This is a genomic window from Kordiimonas sp., from assembly GCF_048264555.1.
Classification (GTDB): domain Bacteria; phylum Pseudomonadota; class Alphaproteobacteria; order Sphingomonadales; family Kordiimonadaceae; genus Kordiimonas.
The window spans coordinates 51,617-78,104 of record NZ_JBLXCX010000001.1 but is presented as its reverse complement, the minus strand read 5'-3'; the positions used below and the strand labels follow the sequence as shown (position 1 = coordinate 78,104).

Below are 26,488 nucleotides of genomic sequence, written 5' to 3'. Positions count from 1 at the left end.
TGTGGCGCAACGTGTGGCCAGAACCTGTTGCCAGAACCTGTGGCCTACAGTGCGGCGAAATGTGGTTGGCAATTCTTTAAAATGATGGCTTAACCGTCTAGGGTACTCAGGGTTTATTAAAGTACTCAGGGTTCCAGGTGTTTGGGAGTAGACGCGGTTGATGGACTATCAGGCAGTGCTGGATTATATCGCCGAGGCGGTAACGCCCAAGTTTGGCAAAGGCAAGGTGGCGGACTATATCCCCGCGCTTGGCAGCGTGCCGGCGGGCAAGTTTGGTATGGCGGTGCAGTTGCCGGACGGTAGTGCCTTCAAGACAGGCGACGCGGATGAGCCCTTCTCGATCCAGAGTATCTCCAAGCTTTTTGTGTTGCAGCTGGTTATGTCCCACTTCGGGGATATGGTCTGGACCCGTGTGGGCAAGGAACCCTCAGGTGACCGGTTCAATTCCATGATCAAGCTTGAGATGGAACACGGCGTGCCGCGCAACCCTTTTATCAACCCCGGTGCGCTCGCGACGCTTGACCTCCTGATGAGCCTGAAGGGCGATACCAAACACCGTATCCAGAACTATCTGCGGTTCCTCGCGATGAATGAGAGCGTGAGCGTGAACGAGACGGTTATGCGCTCAGAGCTTGAGCACGCGAACCTCAACCGGGCCATGGCGCATTTGATGAAGGGCTATGACAATATCCATATGGATGTTGATGAGCTTTTGGAGACCTACTGTTTCCAGTGCGCGATGGAGATGAGCGTGGCAGACCTTGCGCTTGCAGGCCTGCCGCTTGCAACCGGCGGGCATTCCCCGGTGCATGATACGTCTGTTCTGTCTGTAAGCCAGGCCAAACGCATCAACGCCGTGATGCTCACCTGCGGCATGTACGATAGCGTTGGCAGCTTTGCCTACCGCGTTGGCATCCCGGCAAAAAGCGGCGTTGGCGGCGGTATCCTTGCTATCGTGCCGGGCAAGATGAGCGTGGCCGTCTGGTCGCCTGAACTGGACGCATTTGGCAACTCATATGTGGGCACCGCAGCGCTTGAGCTGTTCACCTCCCTCACCCACACCAGCATTTTCTAGGGCTATTTGCGGTAAGCCGCACGCGGGATGCGATGAGCAGAAGCGCGGGGCTAGGCCATAAGTGTTATGTTATCCGCTCTATCTTCTCAGAACGGGGTCATAAGGACGGGAGGCCATCATGACATTCAATCTGAACCGCAGGGATTTGTTTCGCTATACCGCAGCCCTTGGTGGGCTGGTTGTTGCCGGGGGCGCCATAGGCGCAGGCCGCGCACAAGCGGAGACGGGTGAGGGTGCAATCACCCCCATGGTGCATATCGCCCCCGATGGCGCGATCAAGATACTCTATCCGAACTCTGAAATGGGGCAGGGCGTTGATACCTCCATTCCCATGATGTTCGCCGAAGAAATGGATGCAGATTATGACCGTGTAACGGTAGCAGCCATGCCTTTGATGCTGACAAGGGATGCGGAAGGCCGCATGGCCTGGAAAGTGGTGCCGCAAGGTGCCGGTGGCTCCACCAGCGTGACCGACGCCTGGACCAGTGTGCGCCGCCTTGGTGCCACCACACGCGCGCTGTTTCTGGAGGCGGCGGCCAAACGTTGGGGCGTGGCGGCGGATAGCCTGAAGACCGAACCATCCGTGGTGGTGAACCCCGCAGATGGTGCCCGGCTCAGTTATGGTGAGCTGGCGGGCGAGGCTGATAAAGTGACCCTGCCTGAAGGGTTTGAACCCACGCTTAAGTCGCGCGCTGAGTGGCGCATTATAGGCCGGTCCCGCAAGCCTGCGGCCCACCGTAATATTGTCACTGGCAAGGCCGTGTTTGGGCTTGATGCAACCTATCCCGGCGCCAAGGTGGCGGTGATTGCCCGCTCCCCCTATCTGGACGGATTTGTTGAGGAACTGGAAGACAGCGCCGCGCGTGCGGTGCCCGGCGTTGTGGATATCATCGCAATGCCGCGCCCGGACCTGGACAAGAATTACACCTACCTTGCCGCAGGTGTTGCCGTGATCGCGGATAGTTTCTGGGCGGCGAAAAAAGGCCGGGATGCGCTCAAGATCACATGGAACAAAGGACCGTATGCGAGCGAGAGCACCGAGAGCTTTGACGCCCACTGCGATACGCTGTTGGCGGGCACAGGCCAGGTGGTGCGCGATGACGGCAATGTGGACTCGGCTAAAGCCGCAGACGGCGTGCGGGTGTTCAGCCGCCGCTACCGCCAGCCTTTTGTCTCCCACGCGCAGCTTGAGGTGCAAAACGCCATCGCGCATGTGGAAAGCGATAAAGCCACGGTGATCGGCCCGTTTCAGAGTCCGGCGGGTGCATCCCGCGCCGCCAATGCGCTTACGGGCCTCGACAGGCTGAGCATCAAGGTGGAGATCACCCGGCTGGGCGGTGGCTTCGGCAGACGCCTGACGTCCGACCATGCGGCGGAGGCTGTGTATCTGTCTAAGGAATCCGGCTTGCCTATCAAGGTGGTCTGGACCCGTGAAGACGACCTGAGCCATGATTTCTACCGCCCCGCCGGGCATCATGAGCTGGTGGCGGGTTTTGATGCGAGCGGCCAGATGGTTTCATGGCAGCACAGGCTGGCCAGCGCCTCAAAATATTACCGGCGGGACAATGTGACGCCTGAACAAATGTTCGCAGCCGAGATGTATGTGGATGATTTCCCGGCCGGCCTTGTGCCCAACCTCAGGCACGAATATTTCAGTGCAACATCGGGCATGCCGCGCGGCAGCTGGCGTGCGCCCGCCCATGTGGCGAATGCGTTTGCCATCCAGTCTTTCCTCAACGAGGTCGCGGACGAGCTTGGCGAAGATCCGCTCGCGCTCCGGCTTCGGCTGCTGGGTGAGGGGCGTGAGCTACCTTACGGCCAGCATGGCGGGCCGGTGTTTGATACAGGCCGCCTTCGTGGTGTGCTGGAAGCAGCAGCCAAACTCGCGAGTTGGGGCAAGGAAATGCCCGAAGGCCATGCACAAGGCATTGCCGGGCATTTCACCTTTGGGGGTTATTGCGCGCAAGTAGCCGAGATTGAACGGTTCCCGGACGGTAGTTTCAAGGTGCACCGGGTTTATGCCGCTATTGATGTGGGTACGGTGATTAACCCTGCGGGTGTGATCAAGCAGGTTGAAGGGGGTATCAATGACGGCCTCTCCGCAGCTTTCGGGCAGGAAATTCGCGTGGAAGGCGGCAGTGTGCTGACCCAGAATTTTGATACCTATCCCTTGCTGCGCATGGTGGATGCACCTGCAGAGGTTTTCACCACCATTATAGACAATGACAAAAACCCGTCCGGCATGGGGGAAATGTCGATCCCCGTCATCGCGCCAGCTGTCACGGCGGCTCTCGCGCGGGCTGGCGGGCCGCTTATTCGGCACCTGCCGGTTTACGCAAAGGTTAACGAAGGTGTGGTGAAAGCGAGAACTGCCTGAGCAAGGTTTCTTTTACCATTGCGCCATACACTGCCCTCATTGGGGGCGGTGTATAATATGTGGTGAGTGGTAATGGACCTGTTTGGCCTCTTTTGGCACCCTACTATCCTTCTCTTTATCGGTTGTGCGTCCATCTTCGGGTTCCTGCTTCGGCACCGCACAGATTTCGCCCATATTGACCATGGATACTTCACCATACTGGTGGGGGCTTTGGTCCTTACGCTCGCAACTTTCATTGACTATGCAGAAGAACTTTCCTGGGGCCAAAGCGCTCTCATGGTGCTTGCTGGAAAGGCGAAACTGGAAGGCCAGTCGCTGCCGTTTATATACACGCCGGGTATTGCTCTCTTTGGGGTTGGTGTTGCGCGCTGGTTGCCAAAAGTTTCGTCAGCCAGCATGGAGGTGGGGCGCCGTAAGAAAATCGAACAAAAACAGCAAAAGATGCTGGATGAGATGCGTGAACTTGCCGTGCGCGCAGAGGACGCACGCCGGGTGAAGGCTGAATTTCTCGCCAATATCGGCCACGAGTTGCGCACACCCCTGAACGCGGTAATCGGCTTTGCCGAGTTGATGCAAAACTCTCACGCCACCACACCGGAAAAGCAGGATGAATATCTGGAAATTATTGCGAGCAGTGGGCGCAACCTCCTCAACCTGATCAATGATATGCTGGAGATGGCGCGGCTGCAGTCTGGTCGTGTATCGCTGGAGGCGAATTTCTTCAGCCTTAAGGACACCATTGACGAATGCATCTCGTATCACCGGGCACTTATTGAAGACAAACAGTTGCAGGTGAACGTTAAATGCGAGGAAAAGCCCGTTTGTTCTGACCGCCGGATCATCAAACATATCGTGCTGAGCCTGCTGTCAAACGCAGCTAAATTTACGCCGACGCGCGGCAGGCTTGATGTCTTTGTATCCGCGACACCTGAGAGCTTTTCCATCACCTTCAAGGACACGGGTATTGGTATGAGCGAGGAAGAGCTTGCGCGCGCCATGCGGCCTTTTGTGCAGCTGGATTCTGGCCTCGCGCGCAAAAGTGAAGGCGCGGGCCTTGGCCTGCCGCTTGTTGACCGCTTCTGTCGCCGGGTGAACGGCAAGATGGTGATTCATTCCACCAAGGGGCACGGCACCACAATTCATATTGATGTGCCGCAGATGGCCGCCGCTACCAATGATGCAATTTTCAAGGATGAAGAAAAACAACCTGTCTTGAGGGTGGTTTAAAAGAAAAGGCCCGAGAAAGCCCGGGCCTTTGTTTTAGCTCTCAAAGCTTCGTTCTACCGTTCCACAATATCCCGTTTCATCGGGGCCAGCAGGGCCAGAAACTTGTTCTGGGTATGGAAGGGCACACCTTCTTCGTCCATCGCCTGCTGCAACTGCTCAACCAGCGCGTTGAACTCATTCTCCGTGATGCCCAGCTTGATGTGCGATTTTTTCATGTTCACCCCCTTATATTTGCAGGGGCCGCCGGTAAGCTCGCAAAACTGGTCAACCAGCAGGTTGGTGAGGCGGTCACGTTTGGTTTGTTTGAACTGGTGTGCTGTGCGGGGATCATTGAACGTGAGCTCAACCAGCCGTTCGGTGATGCGCACCAACGCATCTTTGCCGCCGAGGTCATCATAGAGGCTGTCTGCAAACGCTGGGGTGTGAAGGCCAAGAAGGCCGCAAATCATGATTGTTTTGAAAAATTTCATCGATCAGAACCCCACTTGCATTGAGAGATAGAAACCTTGTTGCCTGCCCTGAAGGGCAATATCGCCAAGGTCAACCGCCGCAGCCGTCACAGTGAAATGTTTGCTGGGCAGCCAGACCATATAGGCGGCTTTAGCGTCCTGCTCCTGCGCGAAGGCAAGATTGTCAGGTTTGGTGCGATAGTCGAACCCGAGCACAAAACGGCGGGAGAGCAGGTAAGCAACCGACCCTTCAAACTGGAGGCTGTGGTTTGAGCCATTTGGGCCACCAAAGCCCAGAAGACCAAACTGGTTGGCTTCTGTGAGCCGCGCCGCACCAGAGACCACAAGGCTTTGCCCAAGAAGCACTTTGCTGGCGGCGATATAATAGTCGAAGCCATCGTTATCTTCAGCGCCAACTGCGCGCACGATATCGCCTTTATCAGCCCGTTTATACTGCATGCCGATGGATACTTGCGGCATCCATGTGTCCTGATCATAGACCGCATCACCAAACACCTTCAGCTTGGCGCCGACAATATCCTGGTTGAAGTTGAAACCATCGCCAAGGCCAAGGCGGCCGCCAGCGGAGCCTGTGTCAAACCACTGTCTGGTGTAGGAAAGCTCCAGCCGGTCATAAAGCCCAACGGTTACGCCTGTTGCGTTCAGCGTAAAATCATCGGTGGTGACATAGGTGTGGTGTGCGCTCGCGCCAATTTCCCGGTTGGTGCCGTAGCCTGAAATCATTGCCCAGGTCGATAGGCCTGCACCACCGGCGCCCTCAACTTGAATAACGCCAGGTGTCGCGAGAATTTTACCGCTGCCAAAAAGGCTTTCTTCTGCGCTTGCGGGAAGTGAAAAAGCGCAACCAAGTGCTAGCAGGCCCGCTGCCCTCTTGCCAAAGTTTTGGGAAACCATGTCCTGCCCCTACCATCATTTGCATTCTGCGCCGTCTTTCTACGCGGGTGATGGTTAACGGATTATATATTCTGACAAATTTTGTATTGTTTATGCCAAGAATAATGTGTCATCAGTATTCGGCGTGTTAGGGGTTGTGCCCCGAGCGCCTGTCGCCTGGCCCATTAAGGACTTGGATTTATGTCGCTTATTGAGACCCTGTTTTCAGACCAGTTCATGCCCCATGGGTATTGTTATATGTGGGCGCCTGAGGTGCTTTGGACCCATGTGATCTCGGACGCGGTTATTGCCCTTGCGTATTTCAGTATCCCGCTTGGTCTGGTTTCCTTCATCCAGAAGCGTCACGACGTAAAATTCTCCAATGTGTTTTACCTTTTCTCGGCGTTTATTTTCCTCTGCGGTGTGACCCATATTTTTGGCATCATCACCGTGTGGCACGGCACCTATGGCCTCTCGGGTATCGCGAAACTTGCCACAGCGATTGTATCGCTTTTCACCGCCATTGCCGTGTGGCGGCTTATCCCTCTTGCGCTTCAAATCCCGAGCCAGAAAAGGCTCGAGCGCACGGTGGCGGAGCGCACAGAGGCCTTGCAGAAAGAGAAGGGGCGGCTTGAGCTGGTGCTCAATAAAATCTCACCGGCGGTTATCGGCGTGGATGCTTACGGCAAAATCAAACTGGTGAACCCTGCGGCGACTGAGCTTTTTGGCTATACGACCGAAGAACTTCTTGAGCAGGCCGTTGAAATACTGGTGCCCGAAGCCGTGCGGGAGCGTCACCCAAGCCACAGAGCCATGTTTTATGCGGATGTGACCGCTCGCCCTATGGGGCAGGGCAAAGAGCTTTACGGCCAGCGCAAGGATGGTGAGCTTTTCCCGGTTGAGATTGGCCTCACCCCCGTGGATGACGACCCCGAGCTGGTGGTGATTGCAACCATTGTTGATGTGTCGGAACGCATACGTGTGGCGGCAGAGCGCAGGCGGTTGCTTGCCACCATTGACGCCTGTGATGACGCTATCTTCAGCCTTGACCTGATGGGCACGATCCAGAGTTGGGCACCGGGGGCCGAGCATTTGTTTGGGCATCCGCCTGAAAAAGCCATTGGCTGGCCCGCGTCGCTCGTGCTGGCAAATGACAAACCGGATGAAATAGCGGAAATTATTGAGCGGGTGGAAAGTGGGCGCACGGTCCGGCATTTTGAAAGCAAGTATCGCCATGCCAACGGCTTTGAGATTGACGTGTCCATGTCCATCTCGCCGATCCGCAACCCGCATGGCCAGATTGTCGCGGCCGCTGTGGTGGCGCGAGATGTATCTGAGGCCAAGGCAGCAGCGGAAGAACAGAAGCTCCTTAACGAGAAGCTCGCGCGCTCAAACGAGGCGCTTGACCAGTTTGTTTATATCGCCGCCCATGACCTCAAGGAACCATTGAGAGGTATTCACAACCTGTCTTCCATCGTGCTTGAGGACTGTGCCGACCAGTTGGATGAAGAATATCAGGACGACCTGAAAACCATGGCGCATCTGACTGTGCGCATGGAACGGTTGATTGACGACCTGAGGGAATATTCCCGCATTGAACGCCGGATCGAGAAGGCAGACACCGTAACGTGCGAGCAGGCTATCCACGCTGTTGTGGATGACCTTCAGGCATTCCTGAAGGAAAACAACGCGGAAATACATATCCTTGGCGATATGCCGGATGTGCGCATGTCGTCCGCGTGCCTTGCGACAGTGTTCCAGAACCTCATCACCAACGGCGTTAAGTATAACGAGTCAAAAGATAAAATTGTCGAAATCTCTGGTGCAATCAGGGCAGGCTTTGTAGAATTCAAGGTGAAGGACAATGGCATCGGCATCGCGCCTCAGTTTAAAGGCCGAGTGTTTGAGATGTTCCGCCGCTTCCATGCCGAAGGTGAGTATGGCGGTGGCACTGGGGCTGGCCTCGCCATTGTGAAGCGCGTGATCGACCATCACGATGGTTGGATCAGGTTCGAAAGTGAAGAAGGCGAAGGCACTGAATTTCAGTTCGGTTTGCCCATCGTAAAGGAGGCAGCGCATGACGAATGAACCCGAAGAGGGCCTGATTCTCCTTGTGGAGGATAGTGAGGCTGATGTGCGGGTAACGCGTCGTGCTTTCAAGAAGGCAGGCGTCGATAACCCTGTTGAGCATTGCGCCGATGGCCGCCGCGCTATCAACTATCTTCTTTTGAGCAAGCGCCCTGATGGGGCCCGCAGGCCTTCCCTCGTGCTTCTGGATCTCAACCTGCCGGGCGTTGATGGCCGCGAGGTATTGCGCACCATCAAACACAATGATGCCTTCCGCACCATTCCGGTGGTTATCTTGAGCACGTCAGACGATGAGCGGGATGTGCAGGACTGTTATGACCTTGGCGCCAACAGCTACCTCAAGAAACCGCATGATCTGGACGGTTTTGTAGCCGCCATGCAGTCACTCTCAGAGTTCTGGTTTCGCGCAGCCGAGCTGCCTGCCTGATCTGGCTTGAGTATCTTGTCTACCTGGCAGGCAGGATATCTGATTTCCTAGATATAGCTTGATGCGGTGCCGTTTGGCGCCGTGTTTTCATTGGCGGCATGGTCCAGCTTTTTCGCGATGATGATGCGGAAGATGCTGCCGCCACCGGGCCGCCCTTCACACCAGATTTTACCTCGGTGCAGGTCCACGATCTTCATGCAGATAGCGAGCCCAAGGCCGGAGCCGTCGGTTCCTTTATGATGGATGCGGTGCAGTGGGGTGAAAATGGCATCGCGCGCATTCTCGGGCACACCGCGACCATTGTCCGCGACCGAGATCACGCAGTAATCGTCCTTCTCATCCGCTGAGATGATGATCTCAGGCGCGTCCTCACCGCGGTACTTGATCGCATTGCTGATCAGGTTCTGGAACAACTGGGTTATCTCGGTTGGGTAAGCCTCGACGGTAGGCAGGTCATAAACCTTGATAACGGCCTCTTCACGCTCGATGCTTTTATCGAGAAGGTTGCTGACCACCTCAATGATTTCATTCAGGTCTACAACCTCAGGCGTATCAGCCGTCGTGCCTGTGCGCGCATAATGCAGAAGGTCTGTCACCAACTGCTTCATGTAAAGCGCGGAGGTCATGGCGTTATCTAAGTGTGCGGGCACTTTTCCCATGTCGCCGCTCATGACCCCCTGCTGCGCGAGGGTTAGAAAGCCAATAACACCGGAAAGCGGGTTCGCGAGGTCATGCGCCGCGCTTGAAGCAAAGTTTTCCATCACCAGGCGTTGATGGGTGCGGGTGCGCTTCTCGGCAGAATGCTCAATGGCGCGGTCCATCGCGCGCACCAAACGCGGGCCATCAATCTGGTTTTTGGTCAGATAGTCATGCGCGCCAAGCTGAATGGCCCGGGCTGCTACTTTCTCATTGCCGTCACCCGTGATCATCACAACACCGGTGAAGCCGTTGCTTTTATCCTTCGCCATGCCCTCCATGAGGGCGAGGCCGTCTGCGTCCGGCAGGTTATAATCCAGAAGCAGGCAGTCGTAATGTTTGCAGGCCAGCTTTTGCCGCGCACCCGCAACCGTGTCGGCAATATCTATGTGATAGGCTTGGTCGGTTTTAGCGAGTTCGCGTGTGATAAAGCGCCGGTCGGCACGGCTATCATCCACCAGTAGAATATCCATATATCTTCGTGGCATTGCGACCCTCTCAGCTAGCCGGTACAATATATTCAGGGCATGGAATGAATAGACCTACGTATAGCAAGTAATTCATAGCTAAATTTCGTACGAAAATCCAGTTTATTTGGATCAGAACTGTTTTTCACTTAATAATTAGTTAAATTTTTATATTTTATCGTTAATATTTGGTAAACCTGTGGTCTCGGCCGTTAATTTATTTGATATGTTTTTAATGTTTGAAAGTCTTATTGTTAAAATTTTAAGTAAAAAGAGCGAACTCACAGCGTTTTGTGAAGGAAAGAACCAGAATCAACGGCGAACCTGTGCCAGATGGTAAGATGGTGGATTTTCGTGAGGGAAGATGCGTTGTGGGCCGCATAGGCCCCGAATCGGCCAAGAGCTATTTCTTGTGTGAATTTCTGGCTTGAAGGCTGCTCTCGTCGTTCTACTTGATGAAACAACAAACACCACAACATATGGATGGGCAGACATGCGTCTTGAATATACACAGGAAGATCTGAACTTCCGCGAGGAGGTCCGGCAGTTTTTAGCTGAGAAGCTACCGGCTCATATCTCAAAAGCGGTAAAAGCGGGGCGGATGCCTGCGCGCGAGGACTATATCACCTGGCAGAAGATTCTGGTTGAAAAGGGCTGGGCGGTACACACTTGGCCGAAGGAATATGGTGGGTCCGGGTTTACACCCTTCCAGAAACATATTTTTGAAGAAGAATGTGTGAAAGCTGGCGCGCCTGAGTTGCCGCCTTTTGGCCTCAACATGCTTGGGCCCGTGCTTATCGCTTTTGGGTCTGAAGAACAGAAGGCTCATTATCTGCCGCGTATCCTCAATTGTGATGACTGGTGGTGTCAGGGTTATTCCGAGCCAGGCTCGGGGTCCGACCTCGCCAGCCTCAAGACAAAAGCGGTGCGGGAGGGTGACCACTATATTGTGAACGGTCAGAAAACATGGACAACCATGGGCCAGTATGCGGACTGGATCTTCTGCCTCGTGCGCACTTCCTCAAGTGGCAAGCCGCAAGAGGGTATCTCTTTCCTCCTCATTGATATCAACACCCCCGGCGTTGAAATGCGCCCCATCATCACCATTGAGGGTGGGCATGAAGTTAACGAGGTTTTCTTCTCTGATGTGAAGGTGCCTGCTGGAAATCTGGTGGGCGAAGAAAATAAGGGCTGGACCTACGCCAAATACCTGCTGCAGCACGAACGTGTTGGTATCGCGGGTGTCGCAGCAGCCAAGGAAGGCCTCAAGAAGCTCAAGCGCATTGCAGCTGAAACAGACGCGGGCGACGGCACCATGCTGATCGACGACCCGGCGTTTGCAACCCGCATTGCCAATGTTGAGCTGGATTTGATGGCGATGGAACTGACGAACCTTCGGGTGCTCGCGCAGGCGCAAGCCGGTGGCGCGCCGGGGGCTGAAAGCTCCATGCTCAAGATCAAAGGCTCTGTCATCCGGCAGGAGATATCAGACCTCTTGCGCCGTGCGGTTGGCCCTTACGCCCTGCCGTTCATGCCAGAGCTTGAGTTGCCTGGCTCAAATGAAGAACCCATCGGGCCAGACGGTGCGAACAGCTTCGCGGGCCATTATTTCAACCGCCGGAAATATTCCATCTATGGCGGTTCGAACGAGATACAGCGCAACATCATCTCCAAGATGATCCTTGGGCTTTAAGGGAAGGGTGACTGACAATGGATTTTAAACTTTCTGAAGATCACAGCCTTCTCAAGGACATGGTCGCCAAATTTGTGCGCCAGAAGTACGACTTTGAAACCCGTGATAAAATCATCAAGTCTGAAGCCGGGTATTCGGCTGAGATCTGGGCGGAACTGGCTGAGCTTGGCCTCGTGGCGGCTGTGCTGCCGGAACGTGTTGGCGGCCTTGGTGGCACCGGCATTGATATCATGGTGGTGATGGAAGAACTTGGCCGCGGTATCGTGGTTGAGCCATTTCTCGCGACCGCCGTTTTGGGCGCTGGCATGCTGGCGGAAGAAGGGGCAACGGGTCGTGGCCCTGCGCTTCTCGATGATGTGGTGGCCGGTGGGCACCTGCTCGCGCTCGCGCACTATGAACCCGGCGCACGCTATAACGCAGACAAGGTGGATTGCACGTTCAAGGACGGAAAGCTCACGGGCGCCAAGTCAGTGGTGATTGGTGGCGGGCAGGCAGATACGCTTATTGTTTCGGCCAAAGGCGCTGATGGCCTTGTGCTTGTTCTGGTGCCGAAAGACGCGGACGGCATGAGCCTGCGCAGCTACAAAACCCATGACGGTTTTTCTGCGGCGGAAGTGACATTTGATGGTGTCACCGTTGGTGCAGATGATGTGCTTGCAACCGGTGCTGCGGCAGAGGGCATTCTCGCTCGTGCCATCGCGCGCGGCACCTTTGCACTGTGCGCGGAAAGCCTGGGTGCGATGGAAAACGCGCGGGATGCTACGCTTGAATATCTGCGTACCCGCACGCAATTTGGCGTGCCTATTGGCAAGTTTCAGGTGCTGCAACACCGCATGGTGGACATGTGCCTTGAGATAGAGCAGGCGCGCTCAATCGTGCTGCTCGCGGCGTCAAAACTTGAAAGCGAAGACAGTGAAAAACACCTGTCTGCCGCAAAGGCGCTCACGGGCCGTATCGGGCGTATGGTCGCGGAAGAGGCGGTGCAGATGCACGGCGGCATCGGTGTGACGTGGGAGCTAACACTTGCCCACGTTGCTAAACGCCTTGTGATGATCGACCACTGGTTTGGGGATACAGACCATCACCTCAAGCGCTTCCAGAAGCTTTCAAACGCAGCGTAAGCAAGCGTCAAAGTTAGAGATGAAAAGCCCGGTGGTTTCCCGCCGGGCTTTTGTATTAGGTGTCAGGCCTTCTTGATGGAAACACCACCATCCACCAGCATGGCCTGCCCAGTTGTGAAGCTTGAAGCATCAGACGCCAGATAGAGCGCGCTGTGGGCGATCTCTTCTGGGGTTGCGATCCGCCCGAGCACATGCAGGCCGCGAACAAAGGCTTTCTCTTCCGGTGTGCGGGCAAACTCCGCGGCCATGTCCGTGTCTGTCCCGCCGGGCAACAGCGCGTTCACCCGTATCCCCTTGGGGCCATATTCAACAGCAAGGCACTTCATCAAACCCACCATGCCTGCCTTGGCGGCCGCATAGGCTGCCATGCCGGGCATGCCTGCCGTGTAGCCCACAAAAGATGATGTGAGGATCAGCGAGCCGCCGCCGCGTTTTTCCATCAGCGGCAATTGGTGTTTTGCCCCCAGAAAAGCTGAGGTCAGATTGGCGTCAATCACCTCATGCCAGTTGGTTTCGCTCAGCTCCGTGGCCGGTGCCAGCGTGCCCAGGGCGCCAGCACAGTGCAGGGCGATATCAAGGCCGCCATATTGGCTGACAGCAGCATCACATAGCTCTTTTGCGTAGGCCTCATCGCGGGCGTCGCCAGCAACCGCCCAGGCGCTGCCACCAGCGGCGGTGATTTCCGCCACCAGATCATCAAGCGCCCCTTGGCGTCTCGCGCCCACAACCACTTTTGCGCCTTTCTTGGCAAACAGCACGGCTGCCGCGCGCCCAATGCCGGAGCTGGACCCAATGACAAGGGCCACTTTGTTCTGAAGTTCCATTGTTTGTCTCGCTCAATAATTGGAAGGAGAGCGAGGTGGACCATAGTTTTGTCCCGTGCGGATATCCGTTTCTTGCTCCTGAAGTGAAACGGTGTGGCGTGGGTGCCAAAGCAAAAGCCCGGCGGTTTCCCGTCGGGCTTTTTCGTCTGTCGTGGGCTCGGGTTTTATCCGCGCCTACCGTCCAGGCGGTAGTTTAGCGGGATGGTTATGGCGATGCTTTGCTGCGCTTCAGGCAGGGCCGGGAAACTGATCCTGCGCATCAGATCAAGGGCTTCATCGTCGAGAATGTCACTACCGGATGACTGCGCGATGCTCTGCGCCGTGATGGTGCCGTCTGCCGCCACATTCACCTGTACTTTCACCTGCCCCTCGATACCTTCCTCAATCAACTGGGTTGGATACCCCTGATTGCGGGCAAGCGTGCGCTGCACGGCGCGCTGCCAGTCTTTCCAGTTGCTGCTGGCGGCATCGACGGTTACCGAAGCATCCATCCGAGTTTGGGTTTCATCCATCTGGAAGCGAAGCGGGATTTTAAAGACGTAGCTTTCCTTGCCTTCAGGCAGTGGTGGCAGGGGGTTCACGCGACCAAGAAGGTCCAGCACTTCGGCGTCCAGCACCTCGTGGCCTGATGACCGGTTGATGCCAAAGCCAATGATGGCCCCTGTTTTGGCCACTGTAACCTGAATTTTGACCGTACCTTCTAGCTTGTCATCTACCGCGCGGCGTGGGTAGCGCTGTTTGGAGGCGAAAGCGTCATAGACCTTGGCGCCCCAAATGCGTAAGCCGTCGTCATCAGCTAGCGATTGGCCAGAAAAACCCACAAGTGAAATTGCAGCCCCAAGAAGGAATGCTTTGGTGCGGTGAAGGATCATCCATTCACTCCCTATTTGAACAAAGCATAATCGAAACAAGGTTAAGGTATCGGGTCGCGCCTGTTCCCCACAGCAGACTGCGCATGAGGGAAATTTATAGGACATTCGTTTAAAACAGATTAATGCATATCTGCGCGGATAGCCATCCCTGCCAACACGTTAGGCGGGAGAATGGTACAAGGCAATGTGGCAACGAAGCAGTTGTCACGCGACTAAAACACTTGTAGCGTTCTCGATATTGCTGGTGAAAGAAAATCATTCAGGGAAGCGATGAGCGACGAAAAAATCACTCGTATAGCGGCGTTTGAGCGTAAAACAGCGCTTGTCGTTGATGATCAGGAACTGATCAGAACCATGCTGACCAAGCTTTTGGGCGCACTTGGCTTTGCCGAGGTCGTGGAAGCGGCGGACGGGTCTGATGCGCTTAAACATCTCGACCGTCGCGGGTTTGATGTCATCATCTGCGATATCAATATGGAGCCCATGGGCGGGCTTGATTTTGTAACCCGGCTGCGCCAAGGCGCAAACATACGCTTTGATGCCAAACGTGCCCGCACCCCCGTTTTGTTTCTGACCGGCAGTTCCGAGAAGGAAGACATACTGGGGGCAAAAGGCCTTGGCGTGAAAGATTACCTGCTGAAGCCGATCAATGCAGAAGCTCTCAAGGCGCGCCTGCTCAAGATGCTGACTGCGTAGCACAGGCTGCCTTTAGCCTGCCGCCTGAGCGGCAGGCACGGCCTGATGGAGCCTTACGCAGCTTTTTTATCACTTTTGTCGCTGAGCAGTTTTTTGGCTTTTGTTAGCAGATTTGCAGGCGCAGATTCGCGAATTTCGATACGGCGCGGTTTCATTTCCTCAGGCACTTCTCTGATCAGGTCAATGGTTAGCAGCCCGTTTGAGAGGTTAGCACCAGTAACGCTGACATGATCAGCCAGTTGGAATTCTCGCCTGAAGTCGCGGGTGGCAATCCCACGATGCAGATAGGTTGTGCTATCGGCCTTGTCTGATTTGGAGCCTGACACCACAAGCTGCCGTTCTTGCTGCTCAACGGTCAGATCCTCTTCAGAGAAACCCGCAATGCTGAGCGTGATGCGGTATCGGTCGTCTCCTGCTTGCATGATGTCATAGGGTGGGTACCCGGCATCATGATCTGCCGCTTTCATCGCGCTGTCGAGCAGGCTGGCCATCCGGTCAAAACCGATGGTGGACCGGAAAAGAGGGGAAAAATCATATCTGGTCATAGCTTACATTCTCCTTTGAGCAATGTTCACTTCAACGTTTCGATGTCATCGGCCCATATTAGGCACCGATACCGAATATTTAGGAAAGGCATTGGGTAGTTCAAGGTCAGTGTGAGAAATTTTTTATTGTTTTATAACAGCGCATTAGACATGTTTTTCAGGTGTTTGATTAGGGCCTGGCCCGCCACCGAGAGCGGCATGTCACGCCGCCAGCAGGCGTTGATGGTAAACCGCCGTCCTTTATTCTCGCGGATCGGTAGCGCCACGATATGCTCGCTTGCAGGTTTGGCGGCCTCCATCATCAGGCCGACGGCGGCCCCGGTCTCGATTGTTTGTGTAAGCAGGCCCATGGCGTCTGTTTCCAGCACGATATTGGCGGCTTTTGCATGCCGTCGCGCCTCCGCCAGCAATCTAGCATGCAGGGTATAGCCGCGCGGCAGGGTAGCGATGCGCTCATCCAGCAAGTCATCCCAACTGATGTCGCTCTGGCGTGCGCGGGCATGGTCAGCGCGCAGGCAAACAGCGATCTGGCTTTCAAACACCGGAAGTTGCTCGAAGCTAGTGTCAAGGTCATGCATGGCGAAGCCGATCTCCACCTCGCCGAGCTTGAGCGCACTTTCAACTGCGGGTCCGCCCATCTGGCTTAGCGAAAGCCCTACGCCCGGATGGGCGACAAGAAAAGCGCTGAGCGGGCGGGGCAGCACATGGTTGGCCACCATGCTAGTGGCCGCTAGTGATAGTTCGGCCACCTCAAGGTTCGCGAGCGCCCGCATCTCGGACCGTGCTTTTTCAGCCCCTGCCAAAAGTGCGCGCGCATGAGCATAGAGCCGGTAGCCTTCACGGGTGGGCTCGATGGTGCGGCCGGTGCGCACAAAAAGCTTCACCCCAAGGCTTTCTTCAAGGTTTTGTACGGCAACCGTAAGCGCAGGCTGGCTCACATGCAGCGCGGTGGCCGCCTTGCGCATGCCGCCTTCATCCAGCACGGCTGCGAAATATCTCAATTGTTTCAGATCCATATCAAGTAAGGTAATTGATAGGTTTAATTTATCAAAACTATAAAAACTAAATATTTGAATGATCATATAGAAACCCCGATCTTGCGGTCAATGGCAGCATGATGATGCAGCAGAAAAAGGATACGCGAGATGAAACTTACTCACCTGATCGGCATAGCGAGGCTCTTCACCCTTCTTGGTACGGCGGCGGTCACGTCCACTCCCTTATTGGCAGATGAAGCTGCGTGGCAGGCAGAAATCCCGGCTCTTGAAATGCCGGAGGGCTGGTTTCTGGTTGAGGTGCCTGCGGTGCTGCAGGCAGAAACCAAGGGCGGCAAGCCGGGCGCCATTTATGTGTTTAACCGGGGCACCCATGCCCTTCTTAAATTCAAGGCAAACGGCAAGTTTGACCGCGAGATAGGCGCTGGCCTTTTCTCAAGCCCGCACGGCATGCGCTTTGACGGGGACGGCAATATCTGGACAACTGATGTTGGCAACCACCTGGTGCTCAAATTCACCCCGGGTGGGGAACTGTTGCGGGTTTATGGCCGCAAGGATTATGCCAGCGAGGGATGGTTCGATCGGGACTATAACTATTTGTTTTTCGATAAGCCAAGCGACGTGGCTTTTGATGCAGATGGTAACCTTTATGTGGCCGATGGCGGTAACTTCCGCATTGTGAAGTTGGGGCCAGACGGCAACATGATCAAGATGTTTGGCGAAAAGGGTGAGGGCGAAGGTCAGTTCAACTTCCCGCATTCTGTGGTGGTGAAAGGGGACACACTCTATGTCGCGGACCGTGAAAACCAGCGTATCCAGCTGTTCGACCTCGATGGCAACTTCAAGGAAGCCTGGACCGGGATCGGCTATCCTTACGGCCTTGTGCCGCTGCCTGATGGCGGGTTCTTGATGACCGATGCCCGCGATGAAAAACTTGTCACGCTGGATGCAAACGGCCGTGTGCTAAGCCGTGTGGGTGAGGCAGGCAAAGAGGTGGGGCAGTATAGCTCGCTTCATGGTGTTACGCTGAGGCCCGGTGGTGGTGTGCTGGTGAGCGATATTTTCAACTGGCGCGTAACGGCCCTCACCCCTCTTGCGGAGAAATAACACATGACCGCATTCCGCTTGGTTGCGGGGGGGAACAAAAATTTACGCGGGGTGGCCTTCATGGCCACCTATGCCGTTTGCCAGTCTTTAATATGGGTTGTAGTGCGCTTATTGGCGGAGCGGTATTCGCCAGAGCTATTGGTTTTTTACCGCAACTTTTTTGGCCTGATTGCCATGATGCCGCTGATTATCCGGCAAGGCCCCGGTATTTTGAAAACCGCTAGGCCCTTGATGCACGGGGTGCGGGGGCTGGTCGCCTGTGTGGGGGTCTATAGTCTCTTTTATGCTATTGCGAATGCACCGCTTGCTACCGTGGTGGCCATCACTTATCTGGCGCCCATTTTCTCCGGCATCATTGCCGTGCTTTTCATGGGCGAGCGGGCCGGCCCCGCCCGCTATATCGCCCTTGGGGTCGGCTTTGTTGGTATGCTGATTGTGGTGCAGCCGTCCCATGAGGCGGGGGCCACATTCGGCGTAGGGGCAGCCTTCCTTGGGGCGGTAATGACCGCCGCGGCGTTCCTGAGTGTGAAGATGCTCTCTCGTACTGAGAATATGGGCACCATGGTGGTGTCGCAGTTCGTATTATTGGTGCCGGTCAGCTTTCTCATTGCGCTTGATCACTGGGTATGGCCCACATGGCAGGACTTTTGCCTGATGGCCCTGATGGGGCTCGGGTTCACGGCTGCGCAAAGCGCGATGGCCCGTGCTTTTGCCGCAGCAGACGCCACGGTGGTGTTGCCTGTCGATTTCCTGCGGCTTTTGGTGGCAGCGGTTGCGGGTGTGCTGCTTTTTGGCGAAGTGCCCGATGTAATGGTGTGGGGTGGTGGCTTTTTGATCCTGATTGCCGCCGTGCTTTCAGCCTATGGCGGCACGCGCCCGATCACGGAAAATATGGATGCCGATCAACAAGGTGTGAAGTTTTGACGCACCCCCTTAAAAGCGGGGTTATGGCACCCTATCTGTAGTCGTGCCGGGGGCCCACTCCTCCCCCTTATTACCCCGGCTTTAACCCGTGCGCTCCCCCCATCAGCGCACGGGTTCTTCTTTTCCGGGGTGTGTTAGAACTGTCCGCTGATCACAAGTTTGATGCCCATGTCGCGCCGCCGTTCAGACAGCGCGGTACCCACTTTCACGCCGCCCCGGTTGGGGTCATAAAAATGACGCATGCGGTTATATTCACCGCCCGTGATGTCATAAAACAGCAGGGTGGTTTTCACGCCAAAAAACTGGGTGGTTTCAACAAAGGCATTGTAGTTGGCCTTGGGGCTAAACTCCTCGAACTCATCAATGAAATAGCCGTGCCAGTTGTGGGTTGAGTTATATTCAAGCCCCCACGCCCAATTGCTGTTCGGGATATCGTGCCGGAAGTCGATATAAAATTCGCTCGGCACAAAGTCATGTATGCGGCGGGTTTTACCGGTGATGGGGTCAAGGAAGTCGCTTTCCTTCAGGTAAACATCCACCTCGAGAAGCCCGCCCTTAAGCATGAAATCAAGCGGCAGGTTGGCGTTGGCGTTCAGGCCCCAGCGTTTTGCGCTGCCGATGTTGGCGAGAGCCTCACCGCCTGATTCCAAAATCGTGCGCTCCAGCACATCGTCTTTCCACTCGTAGAAAAGCGTGGTTGAGATGGCGCCGCGTTCCCCGAAAGTATAGTCGATTTTGGCTTCAAGCCTGTCTGTGCGGTCCGGGCGCAGGTCCGGGTTGCCAGCAAAAACGCGGTCGTCGATCGCATCGGCGGATGCCGCAAAATCAGAGAAATCAAGCTGGCCAACGCTGCGTTCAGCCTTGAGGCCCAGCCGCAGGTGATCTGATACCGTATAGGTAAGCCCGGCGGATGGCTTCAGGAACTTGAAGGTCTGCGCGTTGCCGCCACGGGTTGAAATGCGGGAAACCTCGGCTTTCAGCCCGGCGTCTGCGGTCAGTTTGCTACTGGCCTGCCACACGAGGTTGCCGAAGGCTTCCGCCCGCACTTCTTGCACACGGACAGTGTTTTTGGGCAGCACTTCGGTCGGTTGGCCAGCGCCGTCTTCAATCGCGATCTCAATCGAGGTATCAAGCCGGTTGAAAGCCCCTTCAATGCCGAACTCAGGCTTTATGTTGCCTTCCGTCTGGCCGAATGTGGTGCGAAGGATTGTCTCGGTTTCTTTTTCAACTTCATGGATGTTACCAAGCTCAAGCAAAGTGCTGACCGGCATCTTGAAGCTGAAATCGTCCGTATTGGTTTCCTGCTCATAGGTGCCCAGCCCGATCAGGCGCCATTTCCAGCCGGAGGCATAGGTGCGGGACCAGTCTGCGCCCAGCTCCCCACCGTATTCTTCTTCCACATGGCGGTTATCGAACCGGTCGAGGGTGGGGCCGTCGAGCTCCCCGAGCCCACGGTTGCGGCGTTTGGTGTCCCCCGCCCAGCGGAAAAACTTGAGCCTGCCGTTCAGCTGCAGTCTTCCGCCAAAAGCGTCACGGCCCGCATCGAAGGAAAGCGCGCCAAAACGCTCTTCCTCTTGTCGGTCTTCCGTCGTGCGGCTCGTGAGTGCGCCCGTGGCGTCACGTTTGCTGATCACCGCGTCCCGGTTGGTGGAAAGGAGGAAGGTGTCAAGCTGGAAGGAGGTATCCCACGCGCCAATGTTGGTGGTGAAAGTGGCATCCACCATGGGCAGGATTTTATTGTTGCCAACCCGGCGCATTTCAAGCGCCCAGGTGCCTGAGCTTTTGTCCTTGAAGCGCACGACATTGGCGACCACGCTTTGGCCCGCTGCTTCGCCCGCGGCAAAGGCGCCGCGCTGCAGTTCAATACGTTCCACCTGCGCGGCTGGAATACGGCGTAGCGCCTCAACAAGGCCGCCTGACTTTGACGTTGGGCGGGCACCGTCAATCAGCACATTGCCTGCCGTGCCGCCAAAGCCGCGTGCACTTTCGCCTTCATCAAACATGAAACCCGGCAGGCGCTGCACCATGTCATAGGCGTTTTGCGGCGTATATTGCGCAAAGAAGGCTGCGGTGTAGTTTTCCGACCCCGCTTCTGCCGTGGTGGTGTTGGTGGTCGCCCCGTCTGTTGCAGCCTGCCCAAAGGCCTGCGGTGTAAAAAGCGTCAGCGAAAACAGTGCCAGAGCCGGTGCTAGTGCCGGGCTCGTAAGCCTCCCCCTCATATACTCGATCCCTCATATCCCCGGCGTGGTTGCCCGGCTTTTTAAACGTTATAGTGTTTTGTGTTTTTTGACTTTGGGTTAGCTTTCACCGTGGCGAAAGAGAAAGCCTTCCCGCTCTCTTCCGTCTGCGTGTGAAAATATTCCAAATGTCTGGGCGTCACTTACTACATGTGTAGTATGGGCAAAGCGTGTGCGCAACCCGCTTTTTGCGGCAAAGCGTTTCTTTTGTGCGACGAATTGAGTGCTCGGCAAAGCCGTTTTCACGTCAGGGTTTGAAGCGTTGACGCTGTTTGCTAAAAGCAAATGATGATAGGCTTTTGCTGCGACCCTAATCATGCCCGGGAGTTCTATGCTGACCACAACCCATTTGCGCCGTTATGCCGCTTTTTGCGCTATTGCCCTTGGCCTGTTCAGCCCGGCTGCATATGCGGGGGCTGAGTTTGACAAAGCGCAGGCGGAGCTTTTTGCGCTGCATGTGGTGGAAGGCCGCAAGGCCATGGTAGCACTTGTGGGCAACGAACGCGCGCCGATGCAGGACAGGGCGAGAGCAGCGCTTTTCCTCTCTGACATGAGTGCCAGAATGGACAAGGACATGGCCGCCGCCATGGACTGGATCACCATGGCGGAGCGCTACGGCGCGCCCGCGGAAGGGATTGCGGCAGCCACAGCCCGCGCGATGATAGAGGGGGGTGAACCACGAAAAGCCATCACACATGCGCTCAAGGCCAGCGAACTTGCGGCTAATGGTGAAAAGGCGGAAGAACGCACGCTTCTTTATGCCGAGAGCCTGATGGCCGCCTACGATAGCCCAACCGCGTCCCTTGCCCGGCGCGCGCTCGCAATCAACGCGCAAACGCTTAGGCAGGCGCTTCAGGATAACCCAGGCTCACAGGCGGCCGCGAAGATGCTGTTCGATTTTTCCGTGAGACTCGGGGACGGGGACACCATGCTGATGGCGCTTACGGCCCTGATCCCGGCAAAGGAGCGGGGCTCAGGCGGGCAGTTTGCGGGGCCTTTTAACACGCTGAAGGAAGAACTTGCGGGCTGGCTCGGTTCAACACTGGTGCCGGAACGGCGGCGCAAGATTGTGCTGGCGCTCGCAGAGCTTCGTCTCGCAAAGGCCGCAGCGCTGATCGCGGATAAACACCCAAGTCGCGGCAAAAAAGACTTTCTGGCCGAAGATGGCATCCGCGAGGTTACGGCTTATGCAACTTTTCTTGATACGCTGAATGCGTCTCTTGAGGATATATACCGTGCCCGTGCGCGGGGCGAAGGGGTGGATGGCCGGGCTTTCGCTGCGTTTGATGCGGCGGCAAAAGCGTTTGCAGTGCGTGTGCCCGCGGCCCTCGGTGGCAAAACTTATGACAGGGATGCTTTCACGGATTATATCCGCCAGCGGTTCGGTGCGCTCCTCAACTGGGATGAAAAAGGCACTGAGTTGAAGCTTGGGCACCAGTTGGCCAGCGAAACCACCACCATCAGCCAGTATGGGGTGCAGGCTGATATCACCGCGCTGAGCGTTGGGTTTATGGCGGCTCGCGGGTTTGAGGTTTTTGTGCTTGGTAGCCACGCGCCCGGGCGCGGCTGGAACAGCGACGAGGGGCTGGTGCAGCTTGCAGGCAGTGAGGCGGCTGAGGCGGGCGGTGTGCAAACCGGGGCGGCACTGTGGCAGAGGTGTGGCACAGGGGTTGACGGTGCCAAACGGGCTTATGAGATCAGGGATTTTTCCCGGGGCGATGAAGCGCTTTTGGGGGACAAAAAAGTCGCCTATCTGCCGGGGCTGAAAACCCGGCTGGAGTGGCAGGCGTGCCGGGCGCTTCTGCATATGCTCAAACGGTCCGGGCTTGAGAAAGAGCGCATTGAGGGAGCCTTCACAGCGGAAGCTGACTTTGCCATAACGGAAGGGCAGGTGAACGGTTATCAGGCACGCTTCGCTATTGAGCGCGCGACAGCGGGTGATGGGGCAGAAGCGCCATCTGATGCGACCCTTGAGTATCGCGCCCGGCTGGCCATGATCATCAAGAGCCCAAGGCCCCGCTTTGCGCTTTCGGGTGCTATTTTGTTGCCCGGTATTGGCGGTGATACGGCCGAAGGACAAGCCAACGCAGAGGTGCTTGAGGGGCTGATTGCCTGGATGGAAAAACATGCGAGCGAAGTGGTGGCGTATGATAAAAACCGCCCGGCACTGCTGCAACTTGACCACCTGAGCGATGAGCAAATCATCAAGGCGGCGCGCGGGCTCGACCCGCTGGAGTAAGGTGATAAACCCGCCACTTTCAAATGCCGAAAAAGTGAATTCTGAGCGCAAGAAACGGGATGCGTGTGCATGCCGCTTTCGCTAAGCTTTTGTTCAATTAACACGCTGGCAACAGATGCTCGCAATAAGCGCCGGGTCACGGGCGAGGACAAGGAATTCATATGGCAACTGGAAGCGCCACAAGCATTCAGATGAATGCGAAAGACTGGCTCACGATGGCCCTGTTGTCGGTTGTTTGGGGCGCGTCGTTTTTCTCAATCGAGATCGCAGTTACCGAATTGCCGCCGTTTACCATTGTTTCCATCAGGGTTGGGCTTGCGGCCATTGCGCTCTTTTTTTACATGCGCGCCAAAGGTATCCCGCTTCCGTTTGAGGGGCGCAGCGACAAGGCGGAGGTTATTCTCGCCATCGCACTTATGGGTTTTTTCAATAACATCGTGCCGCAAAGCCTGATTGTGTGGGGACAAACCCATATTACCTCAAGTCTCGCCTCTATCCTCAATGCCACCATGCCGATCTTTACCGTTTTCATCGCGCATTTTTTCACCACTGATGAAAAGCTGACAGCTAACCGGCTGATCGGCGTTCTAATAGGTTTTGCGGGTGTTGTGCTGATTATAGGCCCTGCGGCGTTGAAAGGTTTGACGTCAGGCCTTCTCGGGCAGGCGGCAGTTCTTGGCGGGGCGTGCTCATACGCTGTGGCAGCGGTTATTGGCCGCCGGTTCGTGCGGCTTGGGCTGAAGCCCATGCAAATCGCCTTCGGGCAGGTGTTGGCGGCGGCGGTGATGTTCACACCCTTTGCGGTGCTTTATGAAAAATCATACGCGCTCCCTATGCCATCCATGGGGGTGATCATTGCGCTTATTTCGCTCGCGACCATCTCAACCGCTTTTGCCTACCTGTTATACTTTCGCCTTATCGCCAACACAGGAGCCACCAATGCCTCGCTTGTGACCCTCACGATCCCCGTGACGGCGTCGGCACTTGGGATAGGTTTTCTCGGTGAGGTGTTAGAGCCAACCCACGGCCTTGGCCTTTTGTGCATTGGGCTTGGGCTTCTCACCATTGATGGCAGGCTATTCAGGCGGCGACCCGCCAAGGTGGTTTAAGGCTTAAGTTCGGGCAGGTATTCCGCAGCCGTCAGACCCTGGCGGGAGAGGAAATCCGCCATGTCGCCATCTCGTACCAGTGCTTCAATGCGTTTGTTCAGCCGGTTAATAAATGCGCGGGTTTCTTCGGTGTCATGGCACACAATGCGTACATGAGCGGCAGGCACCGGCAGATAGGCAGGATCATAAGGCGGCAATGGAACCCCGAGATTCTGGAAGACAAAAAACGCATCCGGCATGTTGGCGAGCATGGCGTCTACATTGCTGCCTAGTAGCATTTTTGCCTTATCGGTTTCGTCCGCGATGGCCACAAATCGACTGCCGTAGCCCCTGATTGTTTTTGATAGGTTGGAGCCGAGCGCATAGGCGATGCTCATGCCGTGCAGGTCATATTCATTGCGCACTGGGTTTGTGCCGGGTGGGGTGAATATGCGCAAGGGAGAGCGCATCATGCCGTGGCTTTCAATAAGATTTGCATCCTTGGGGATCGCCGCCGTGCGCCTGAGCGCCGTTATGCTTTTGGGGTAGATGCAGGCGTTTCTTTCTTCTTCAAAATGCCGCATCGCCCGTTTGTAAGGGTAAGCGTAATAGCGGTTGAAACTCTCCTCAGGGCCGAGGGCAAACCGCGCAAAATCATTATAGAAACCGGTGCCGTCTGCATTCAGGGTCAGGCCCCAGCTGGTGGCATAGATGTGCGGTGTTGGCTGGTCATGGTGCGCGAAAACGCTGCCGGTGACTATACCGATCTTCAAGGTTGTTATGAGGGCCACCAAGAAACATCGCAGCATCGCATTCTCCAAACCGCTCTGGCGCGCACGCTGCATGCGCCAGGCCCGACCCCCGTCGTGCAACCGGATTGGTTCATCTTTCGTCTCACCCTAGGGGCAGGACCTTAAAATTTGGTTAGGAAGGGCGCTAGCGAGGATCGGTTTTTCGCAGATAGTCATCTGGGTCAAGCCCTTGGTTGCGCAGGAAAACCTGCAGCTCGCCTGATTTGAGAAGACCATCCAGTCGCGCTTCAAAGGACGTTAGAAAAGCGGCGTTGGCCGCAGTGTTGTGGCACACCAGACCGATGCCAGACCCGGCCACAACCAGTGTTTCATCAAAGGGCGCCAAAGGCACACCGAGGCTGTCAAAAACGAACTTCACATCTGGCATCGCGGCGGAGATCATATCCACCCGGCCCGTGAGCAGCATTTCGGCTTTATCAACCTCATCTGCCACGGCGATAAAAAAGGCGTTAGTGCCCTCAAGCGCGAAGGGAATGCGCGATCCCATGGCGTAGGCGATGCGTTTGCCTTTAAGGCCAGCATAGTTTTCAGGCGGCGTTGTGCCGTGTCTGCTGAAAATATGGATCTTGTTGCTGAGGACGCTGCGGCTGCCGATGAAGGTTTCCGTGTCGGTGATGTCGCCGGTTGAGGTGAGATAGTCAATCGAGCTTGGGTACAGGCAGGCGCCATACTCCTCAAAAAAGTGGCGTTTCGCACGCCTGTAGGGCAGGATTTCATAGTCGATCGCGCCCATCTCGGTTGAAAACAACAGTTGGGCCAGATCGTTATAAAACCCGGTACCGTCGGACTTGAGGGTCAGGCCCCAGTCTGTGGCGAAGATGTGGCGTCTGTCTGCTGTGCTGTCGTCAGCATGCGCGAGCGGCGCTGCAATGAGCAGAGCGAGGGAAAGTGCAAGGTGGCGTATCCATATGCGCATACAGGTCCAGCCGGTTGTGAGCATGAACGGTTACTATACACCGAGATTGGGTTTCACGCATCAAGAGTCGGTGCCCGCACGTCGCATTTCAGAGGCAATCCTGACTTTCTTGGGGTGTGATTTTTCCTTTTGTGTCCGGTGCTTGAAATAAAATTATACAAAGGCGCATAATTCTTGTTGACAGTTGCGCATGCCTTCCGTAATTCTCTCACCATAACAGGCCCGAGGTGGGCCGACTTAGGATTTGAGACCGATGTATACCCTTTGGAACCTAACAACCGCAGCATCCGTGAAAGGCGCGAAATTTATTTGCGTCCGTCAGATGCTTGCTGTTCCGGAGGGAGGGATACTCTAAGGCAAAACGCCAAAAAGAGATCGAAGGTTCAAAAAACCCCTCCGGAGCAGCGCCCCGGAGGGGTTTTTTCTTGGGCAAACGCCTAGACGGTTACCCAGACGGTAATGAAGAGACCGATAGCGAGACAGAGTGAAGACCAACCCGAGTACGACAGGTTTTGAGTGAGAGAAAAGCGAGGACAATATCACCCCCTGGTATGGTTCCCCCGGGTTAAGGCGAAGGCAGAGACCTGAAAGCCGCCGGGGGAACAGGAACAGGGAAGAGGCGGCGGAAAGCCCCTCAGGACGAAGATGAGTAGAGAGAATTTGGGCAGTGAAAGAGCTTTGAAATACTGCCGAACTAGAATGAGACCATAGGGCAAAAG

The 26,488-nt window shown here is 55.8% G+C and carries 22 protein-coding genes; 12 read left to right on the top strand and 10 right to left on the bottom strand.

Annotated features, from left to right (window positions below):
* Positions 1-160: 160 nt before the first annotated feature.
* The 3 genes from ACN0XZ_RS00300 (at position 161) to ACN0XZ_RS00290 (ending at position 4,679) form a co-directional block, all read left to right on the top strand.
* Positions 161-1,075, top strand: coding sequence for a glutaminase (locus tag ACN0XZ_RS00300; protein ID WP_417455701.1), 915 nt, complete (start codon positions 161-163; stop codon positions 1,073-1,075).
* A gap of 118 nt (positions 1,076-1,193) precedes the next feature.
* Positions 1,194-3,452, top strand: coding sequence for a molybdopterin cofactor-binding domain-containing protein (locus tag ACN0XZ_RS00295; RefSeq protein ID WP_417455700.1), 2,259 nt, complete (start codon positions 1,194-1,196; stop codon positions 3,450-3,452).
* A gap of 72 nt (positions 3,453-3,524) precedes the next feature.
* On the top strand, positions 3,525-4,679 hold the full coding sequence (locus ACN0XZ_RS00290; RefSeq protein WP_417455699.1) for a sensor histidine kinase: 1,155 nt from the start codon (positions 3,525-3,527) through the stop codon (positions 4,677-4,679).
* 53 nt (positions 4,680-4,732) lie between these two features.
* On the opposite strand, the gene ACN0XZ_RS00285 is transcribed toward ACN0XZ_RS00290, so the two are convergent.
* Complete coding sequence (locus ACN0XZ_RS00285) at positions 4,733-5,149, bottom strand: group I truncated hemoglobin (RefSeq protein ID WP_417455698.1); 417 nt, start codon at positions 5,147-5,149, stop codon at positions 4,733-4,735.
* Positions 5,150-5,152: 3 nt separating this feature from the next.
* Positions 5,153-6,043, bottom strand: a complete 891-nt coding sequence (locus ACN0XZ_RS00280) for a DUF3034 family protein (RefSeq protein WP_417455697.1) — start codon at positions 6,041-6,043, stop codon at positions 5,153-5,155.
* 180 nt (positions 6,044-6,223) lie between these two features.
* Between ACN0XZ_RS00280 and ACN0XZ_RS00275 the strand changes: the two genes are divergently transcribed.
* A complete protein-coding gene (locus ACN0XZ_RS00275; RefSeq protein WP_417455696.1) occupies positions 6,224-8,110 on the top strand; it encodes a PAS domain S-box protein in 1,887 nt (628 codons plus the stop codon).
* On the top strand, positions 8,100-8,537 hold the full coding sequence (locus ACN0XZ_RS00270; RefSeq protein ID WP_417455695.1) for a response regulator: 438 nt from the start codon (positions 8,100-8,102) through the stop codon (positions 8,535-8,537). The genes ACN0XZ_RS00275 and ACN0XZ_RS00270 overlap by 11 nt, the downstream gene beginning before the upstream one ends.
* A gap of 47 nt (positions 8,538-8,584) precedes the next feature.
* Here the strand turns inward: ACN0XZ_RS00270 and ACN0XZ_RS00265 are convergent, their stop codons facing one another.
* Positions 8,585-9,721, bottom strand: a complete 1,137-nt coding sequence (locus ACN0XZ_RS00265) for a sensor histidine kinase (protein ID WP_417455694.1) — start codon at positions 9,719-9,721, stop codon at positions 8,585-8,587.
* A gap of 472 nt (positions 9,722-10,193) precedes the next feature.
* Between ACN0XZ_RS00265 and ACN0XZ_RS00260 the strand changes: the two genes are divergently transcribed.
* Entirely contained in the window at positions 10,194-11,393 is a 1,200-nt protein-coding gene (locus ACN0XZ_RS00260; RefSeq protein ID WP_417455693.1) for an acyl-CoA dehydrogenase family protein, read from the top strand.
* 17 nt (positions 11,394-11,410) lie between these two features.
* On the top strand, positions 11,411-12,514 hold the full coding sequence (locus ACN0XZ_RS00255) for an acyl-CoA dehydrogenase family protein (protein ID WP_417455692.1): 1,104 nt from the start codon (positions 11,411-11,413) through the stop codon (positions 12,512-12,514).
* Between the two features lie 62 nt (positions 12,515-12,576).
* Here the strand turns inward: ACN0XZ_RS00255 and ACN0XZ_RS00250 are convergent, their stop codons facing one another.
* Both ACN0XZ_RS00250 and ACN0XZ_RS00245 read right to left on the bottom strand, forming a co-directional pair.
* Complete coding sequence (locus tag ACN0XZ_RS00250) at positions 12,577-13,338, bottom strand: SDR family oxidoreductase (RefSeq protein WP_417455691.1); 762 nt, start codon at positions 13,336-13,338, stop codon at positions 12,577-12,579.
* Positions 13,339-13,502: 164 nt separating this feature from the next.
* The gene (locus ACN0XZ_RS00245) at positions 13,503-14,210 is read right to left on the bottom strand and encodes an energy transducer TonB (RefSeq protein WP_417455690.1); all 708 of its coding nucleotides are present in this window, start codon (positions 14,208-14,210) and stop codon (positions 13,503-13,505) included.
* A 270-nt stretch (positions 14,211-14,480) separates the two neighbouring features.
* Here ACN0XZ_RS00245 and ACN0XZ_RS00240 point away from each other — a divergent pair, with 270 nt between their 5' ends.
* Complete coding sequence (locus tag ACN0XZ_RS00240; RefSeq protein WP_417455689.1) at positions 14,481-14,906, top strand: response regulator; 426 nt, start codon at positions 14,481-14,483, stop codon at positions 14,904-14,906.
* A gap of 53 nt (positions 14,907-14,959) precedes the next feature.
* Here the strand turns inward: ACN0XZ_RS00240 and ACN0XZ_RS00235 are convergent, their stop codons facing one another.
* Together ACN0XZ_RS00235 and ACN0XZ_RS00230 are read right to left on the bottom strand one after the other, a co-directional pair.
* Positions 14,960-15,451, bottom strand: a complete 492-nt coding sequence (locus ACN0XZ_RS00235) for an Hsp20 family protein (protein ID WP_417455688.1) — start codon at positions 15,449-15,451, stop codon at positions 14,960-14,962.
* Positions 15,452-15,582: 131 nt separating this feature from the next.
* Positions 15,583-16,452 (bottom strand): LysR family transcriptional regulator, encoded by an 870-nt coding sequence (locus ACN0XZ_RS00230; protein ID WP_417455687.1) that lies wholly within the window; start codon positions 16,450-16,452, stop codon positions 15,583-15,585.
* Positions 16,453-16,596: 144 nt separating this feature from the next.
* Here ACN0XZ_RS00230 and ACN0XZ_RS00225 point away from each other — a divergent pair, with 144 nt between their 5' ends.
* Positions 16,597-17,553: a peptidyl-alpha-hydroxyglycine alpha-amidating lyase family protein gene (locus tag ACN0XZ_RS00225; RefSeq protein ID WP_417455686.1), complete on the top strand. Its 957-nt coding sequence runs from the start codon at positions 16,597-16,599 to the stop codon at positions 17,551-17,553.
* A 3-nt stretch (positions 17,554-17,556) separates the two neighbouring features.
* Positions 17,557-18,477, top strand: a complete 921-nt coding sequence (locus ACN0XZ_RS00220; RefSeq protein WP_417455685.1) for a DMT family transporter — start codon at positions 17,557-17,559, stop codon at positions 18,475-18,477.
* 134 nt (positions 18,478-18,611) lie between these two features.
* On the opposite strand, the gene ACN0XZ_RS00215 is transcribed toward ACN0XZ_RS00220, so the two are convergent.
* A complete protein-coding gene (locus ACN0XZ_RS00215) occupies positions 18,612-20,696 on the bottom strand; it encodes a TonB-dependent receptor plug domain-containing protein (RefSeq protein ID WP_417455684.1) in 2,085 nt (694 codons plus the stop codon).
* A 349-nt stretch (positions 20,697-21,045) separates the two neighbouring features.
* Here ACN0XZ_RS00215 and ACN0XZ_RS00210 point away from each other — a divergent pair, with 349 nt between their 5' ends.
* Complete coding sequence (locus tag ACN0XZ_RS00210; protein ID WP_417455683.1) at positions 21,046-22,953, top strand: hypothetical protein; 1,908 nt, start codon at positions 21,046-21,048, stop codon at positions 22,951-22,953.
* Between the two features lie 161 nt (positions 22,954-23,114).
* Positions 23,115-24,062, top strand: a complete 948-nt coding sequence (locus ACN0XZ_RS00205) for a DMT family transporter (protein WP_417455682.1) — start codon at positions 23,115-23,117, stop codon at positions 24,060-24,062.
* Here the strand turns inward: ACN0XZ_RS00205 and ACN0XZ_RS00200 are convergent.
* Together ACN0XZ_RS00200 and ACN0XZ_RS00195 are read right to left on the bottom strand one after the other, a co-directional pair.
* Positions 24,059-24,850: a hypothetical protein gene (locus ACN0XZ_RS00200; RefSeq protein ID WP_417455681.1), complete on the bottom strand. Its 792-nt coding sequence runs from the start codon at positions 24,848-24,850 to the stop codon at positions 24,059-24,061. The genes ACN0XZ_RS00205 and ACN0XZ_RS00200 overlap by 4 nt on opposite strands.
* Before the next feature lie 127 nt (positions 24,851-24,977).
* Positions 24,978-25,769, bottom strand: a complete 792-nt coding sequence (locus tag ACN0XZ_RS00195; protein WP_417455680.1) for a hypothetical protein — start codon at positions 25,767-25,769, stop codon at positions 24,978-24,980.
* Positions 25,770-26,488: the final 719 nt, after the last annotated feature.

Bases quoted from the DNA above. Each gene is read 5' to 3' on its own strand.
- ACN0XZ_RS00265 (WP_417455694.1), bottom strand. From the start codon at position 9,721: ATGCCACGAAGATATATGGATATTCTACTGGTGGATGATAGCCGTGCC.
- ACN0XZ_RS00270 (WP_417455695.1), top strand. From the start codon at position 8,100: ATGACGAATGAACCCGAAGAGGGCCTGATTCTCCTTGTGGAGGATAGT.
- ACN0XZ_RS00250 (WP_417455691.1), bottom strand. From the start codon at position 13,338: ATGGAACTTCAGAACAAAGTGGCCCTTGTCATTGGGTCCAGCTCCGGC.
- ACN0XZ_RS00280 (WP_417455697.1), bottom strand. From the start codon at position 6,043: ATGGTTTCCCAAAACTTTGGCAAGAGGGCAGCGGGCCTGCTAGCACTT.
- ACN0XZ_RS00290 (WP_417455699.1), top strand. From the start codon at position 3,525: ATGGACCTGTTTGGCCTCTTTTGGCACCCTACTATCCTTCTCTTTATC.
- ACN0XZ_RS00195 (WP_417455680.1), bottom strand. From the start codon at position 25,769: ATGCGCATATGGATACGCCACCTTGCACTTTCCCTCGCTCTGCTCATT.
- ACN0XZ_RS00225 (WP_417455686.1), top strand. From the start codon at position 16,597: ATGAAACTTACTCACCTGATCGGCATAGCGAGGCTCTTCACCCTTCTT.
- ACN0XZ_RS00220 (WP_417455685.1), top strand. From the start codon at position 17,557: ATGACCGCATTCCGCTTGGTTGCGGGGGGGAACAAAAATTTACGCGGG.
- ACN0XZ_RS00285 (WP_417455698.1), bottom strand. From the start codon at position 5,149: ATGAAATTTTTCAAAACAATCATGATTTGCGGCCTTCTTGGCCTTCAC.
- ACN0XZ_RS00205 (WP_417455682.1), top strand. From the start codon at position 23,115: ATGGCAACTGGAAGCGCCACAAGCATTCAGATGAATGCGAAAGACTGG.
- ACN0XZ_RS00240 (WP_417455689.1), top strand. From the start codon at position 14,481: ATGAGCGACGAAAAAATCACTCGTATAGCGGCGTTTGAGCGTAAAACA.
- ACN0XZ_RS00255 (WP_417455692.1), top strand. From the start codon at position 11,411: ATGGATTTTAAACTTTCTGAAGATCACAGCCTTCTCAAGGACATGGTC.
- ACN0XZ_RS00260 (WP_417455693.1), top strand. From the start codon at position 10,194: ATGCGTCTTGAATATACACAGGAAGATCTGAACTTCCGCGAGGAGGTC.
- ACN0XZ_RS00235 (WP_417455688.1), bottom strand. From the start codon at position 15,451: ATGACCAGATATGATTTTTCCCCTCTTTTCCGGTCCACCATCGGTTTT.
- ACN0XZ_RS00245 (WP_417455690.1), bottom strand. From the start codon at position 14,210: ATGATCCTTCACCGCACCAAAGCATTCCTTCTTGGGGCTGCAATTTCA.
- ACN0XZ_RS00210 (WP_417455683.1), top strand. From the start codon at position 21,046: ATGCTGACCACAACCCATTTGCGCCGTTATGCCGCTTTTTGCGCTATT.
- ACN0XZ_RS00300 (WP_417455701.1), top strand. From the start codon at position 161: ATGGACTATCAGGCAGTGCTGGATTATATCGCCGAGGCGGTAACGCCC.
- ACN0XZ_RS00215 (WP_417455684.1), bottom strand. From the start codon at position 20,696: ATGAGGGGGAGGCTTACGAGCCCGGCACTAGCACCGGCTCTGGCACTG.
- ACN0XZ_RS00200 (WP_417455681.1), bottom strand. From the start codon at position 24,850: ATGCTGCGATGTTTCTTGGTGGCCCTCATAACAACCTTGAAGATCGGT.
- ACN0XZ_RS00295 (WP_417455700.1), top strand. From the start codon at position 1,194: ATGACATTCAATCTGAACCGCAGGGATTTGTTTCGCTATACCGCAGCC.
- ACN0XZ_RS00275 (WP_417455696.1), top strand. From the start codon at position 6,224: ATGTCGCTTATTGAGACCCTGTTTTCAGACCAGTTCATGCCCCATGGG.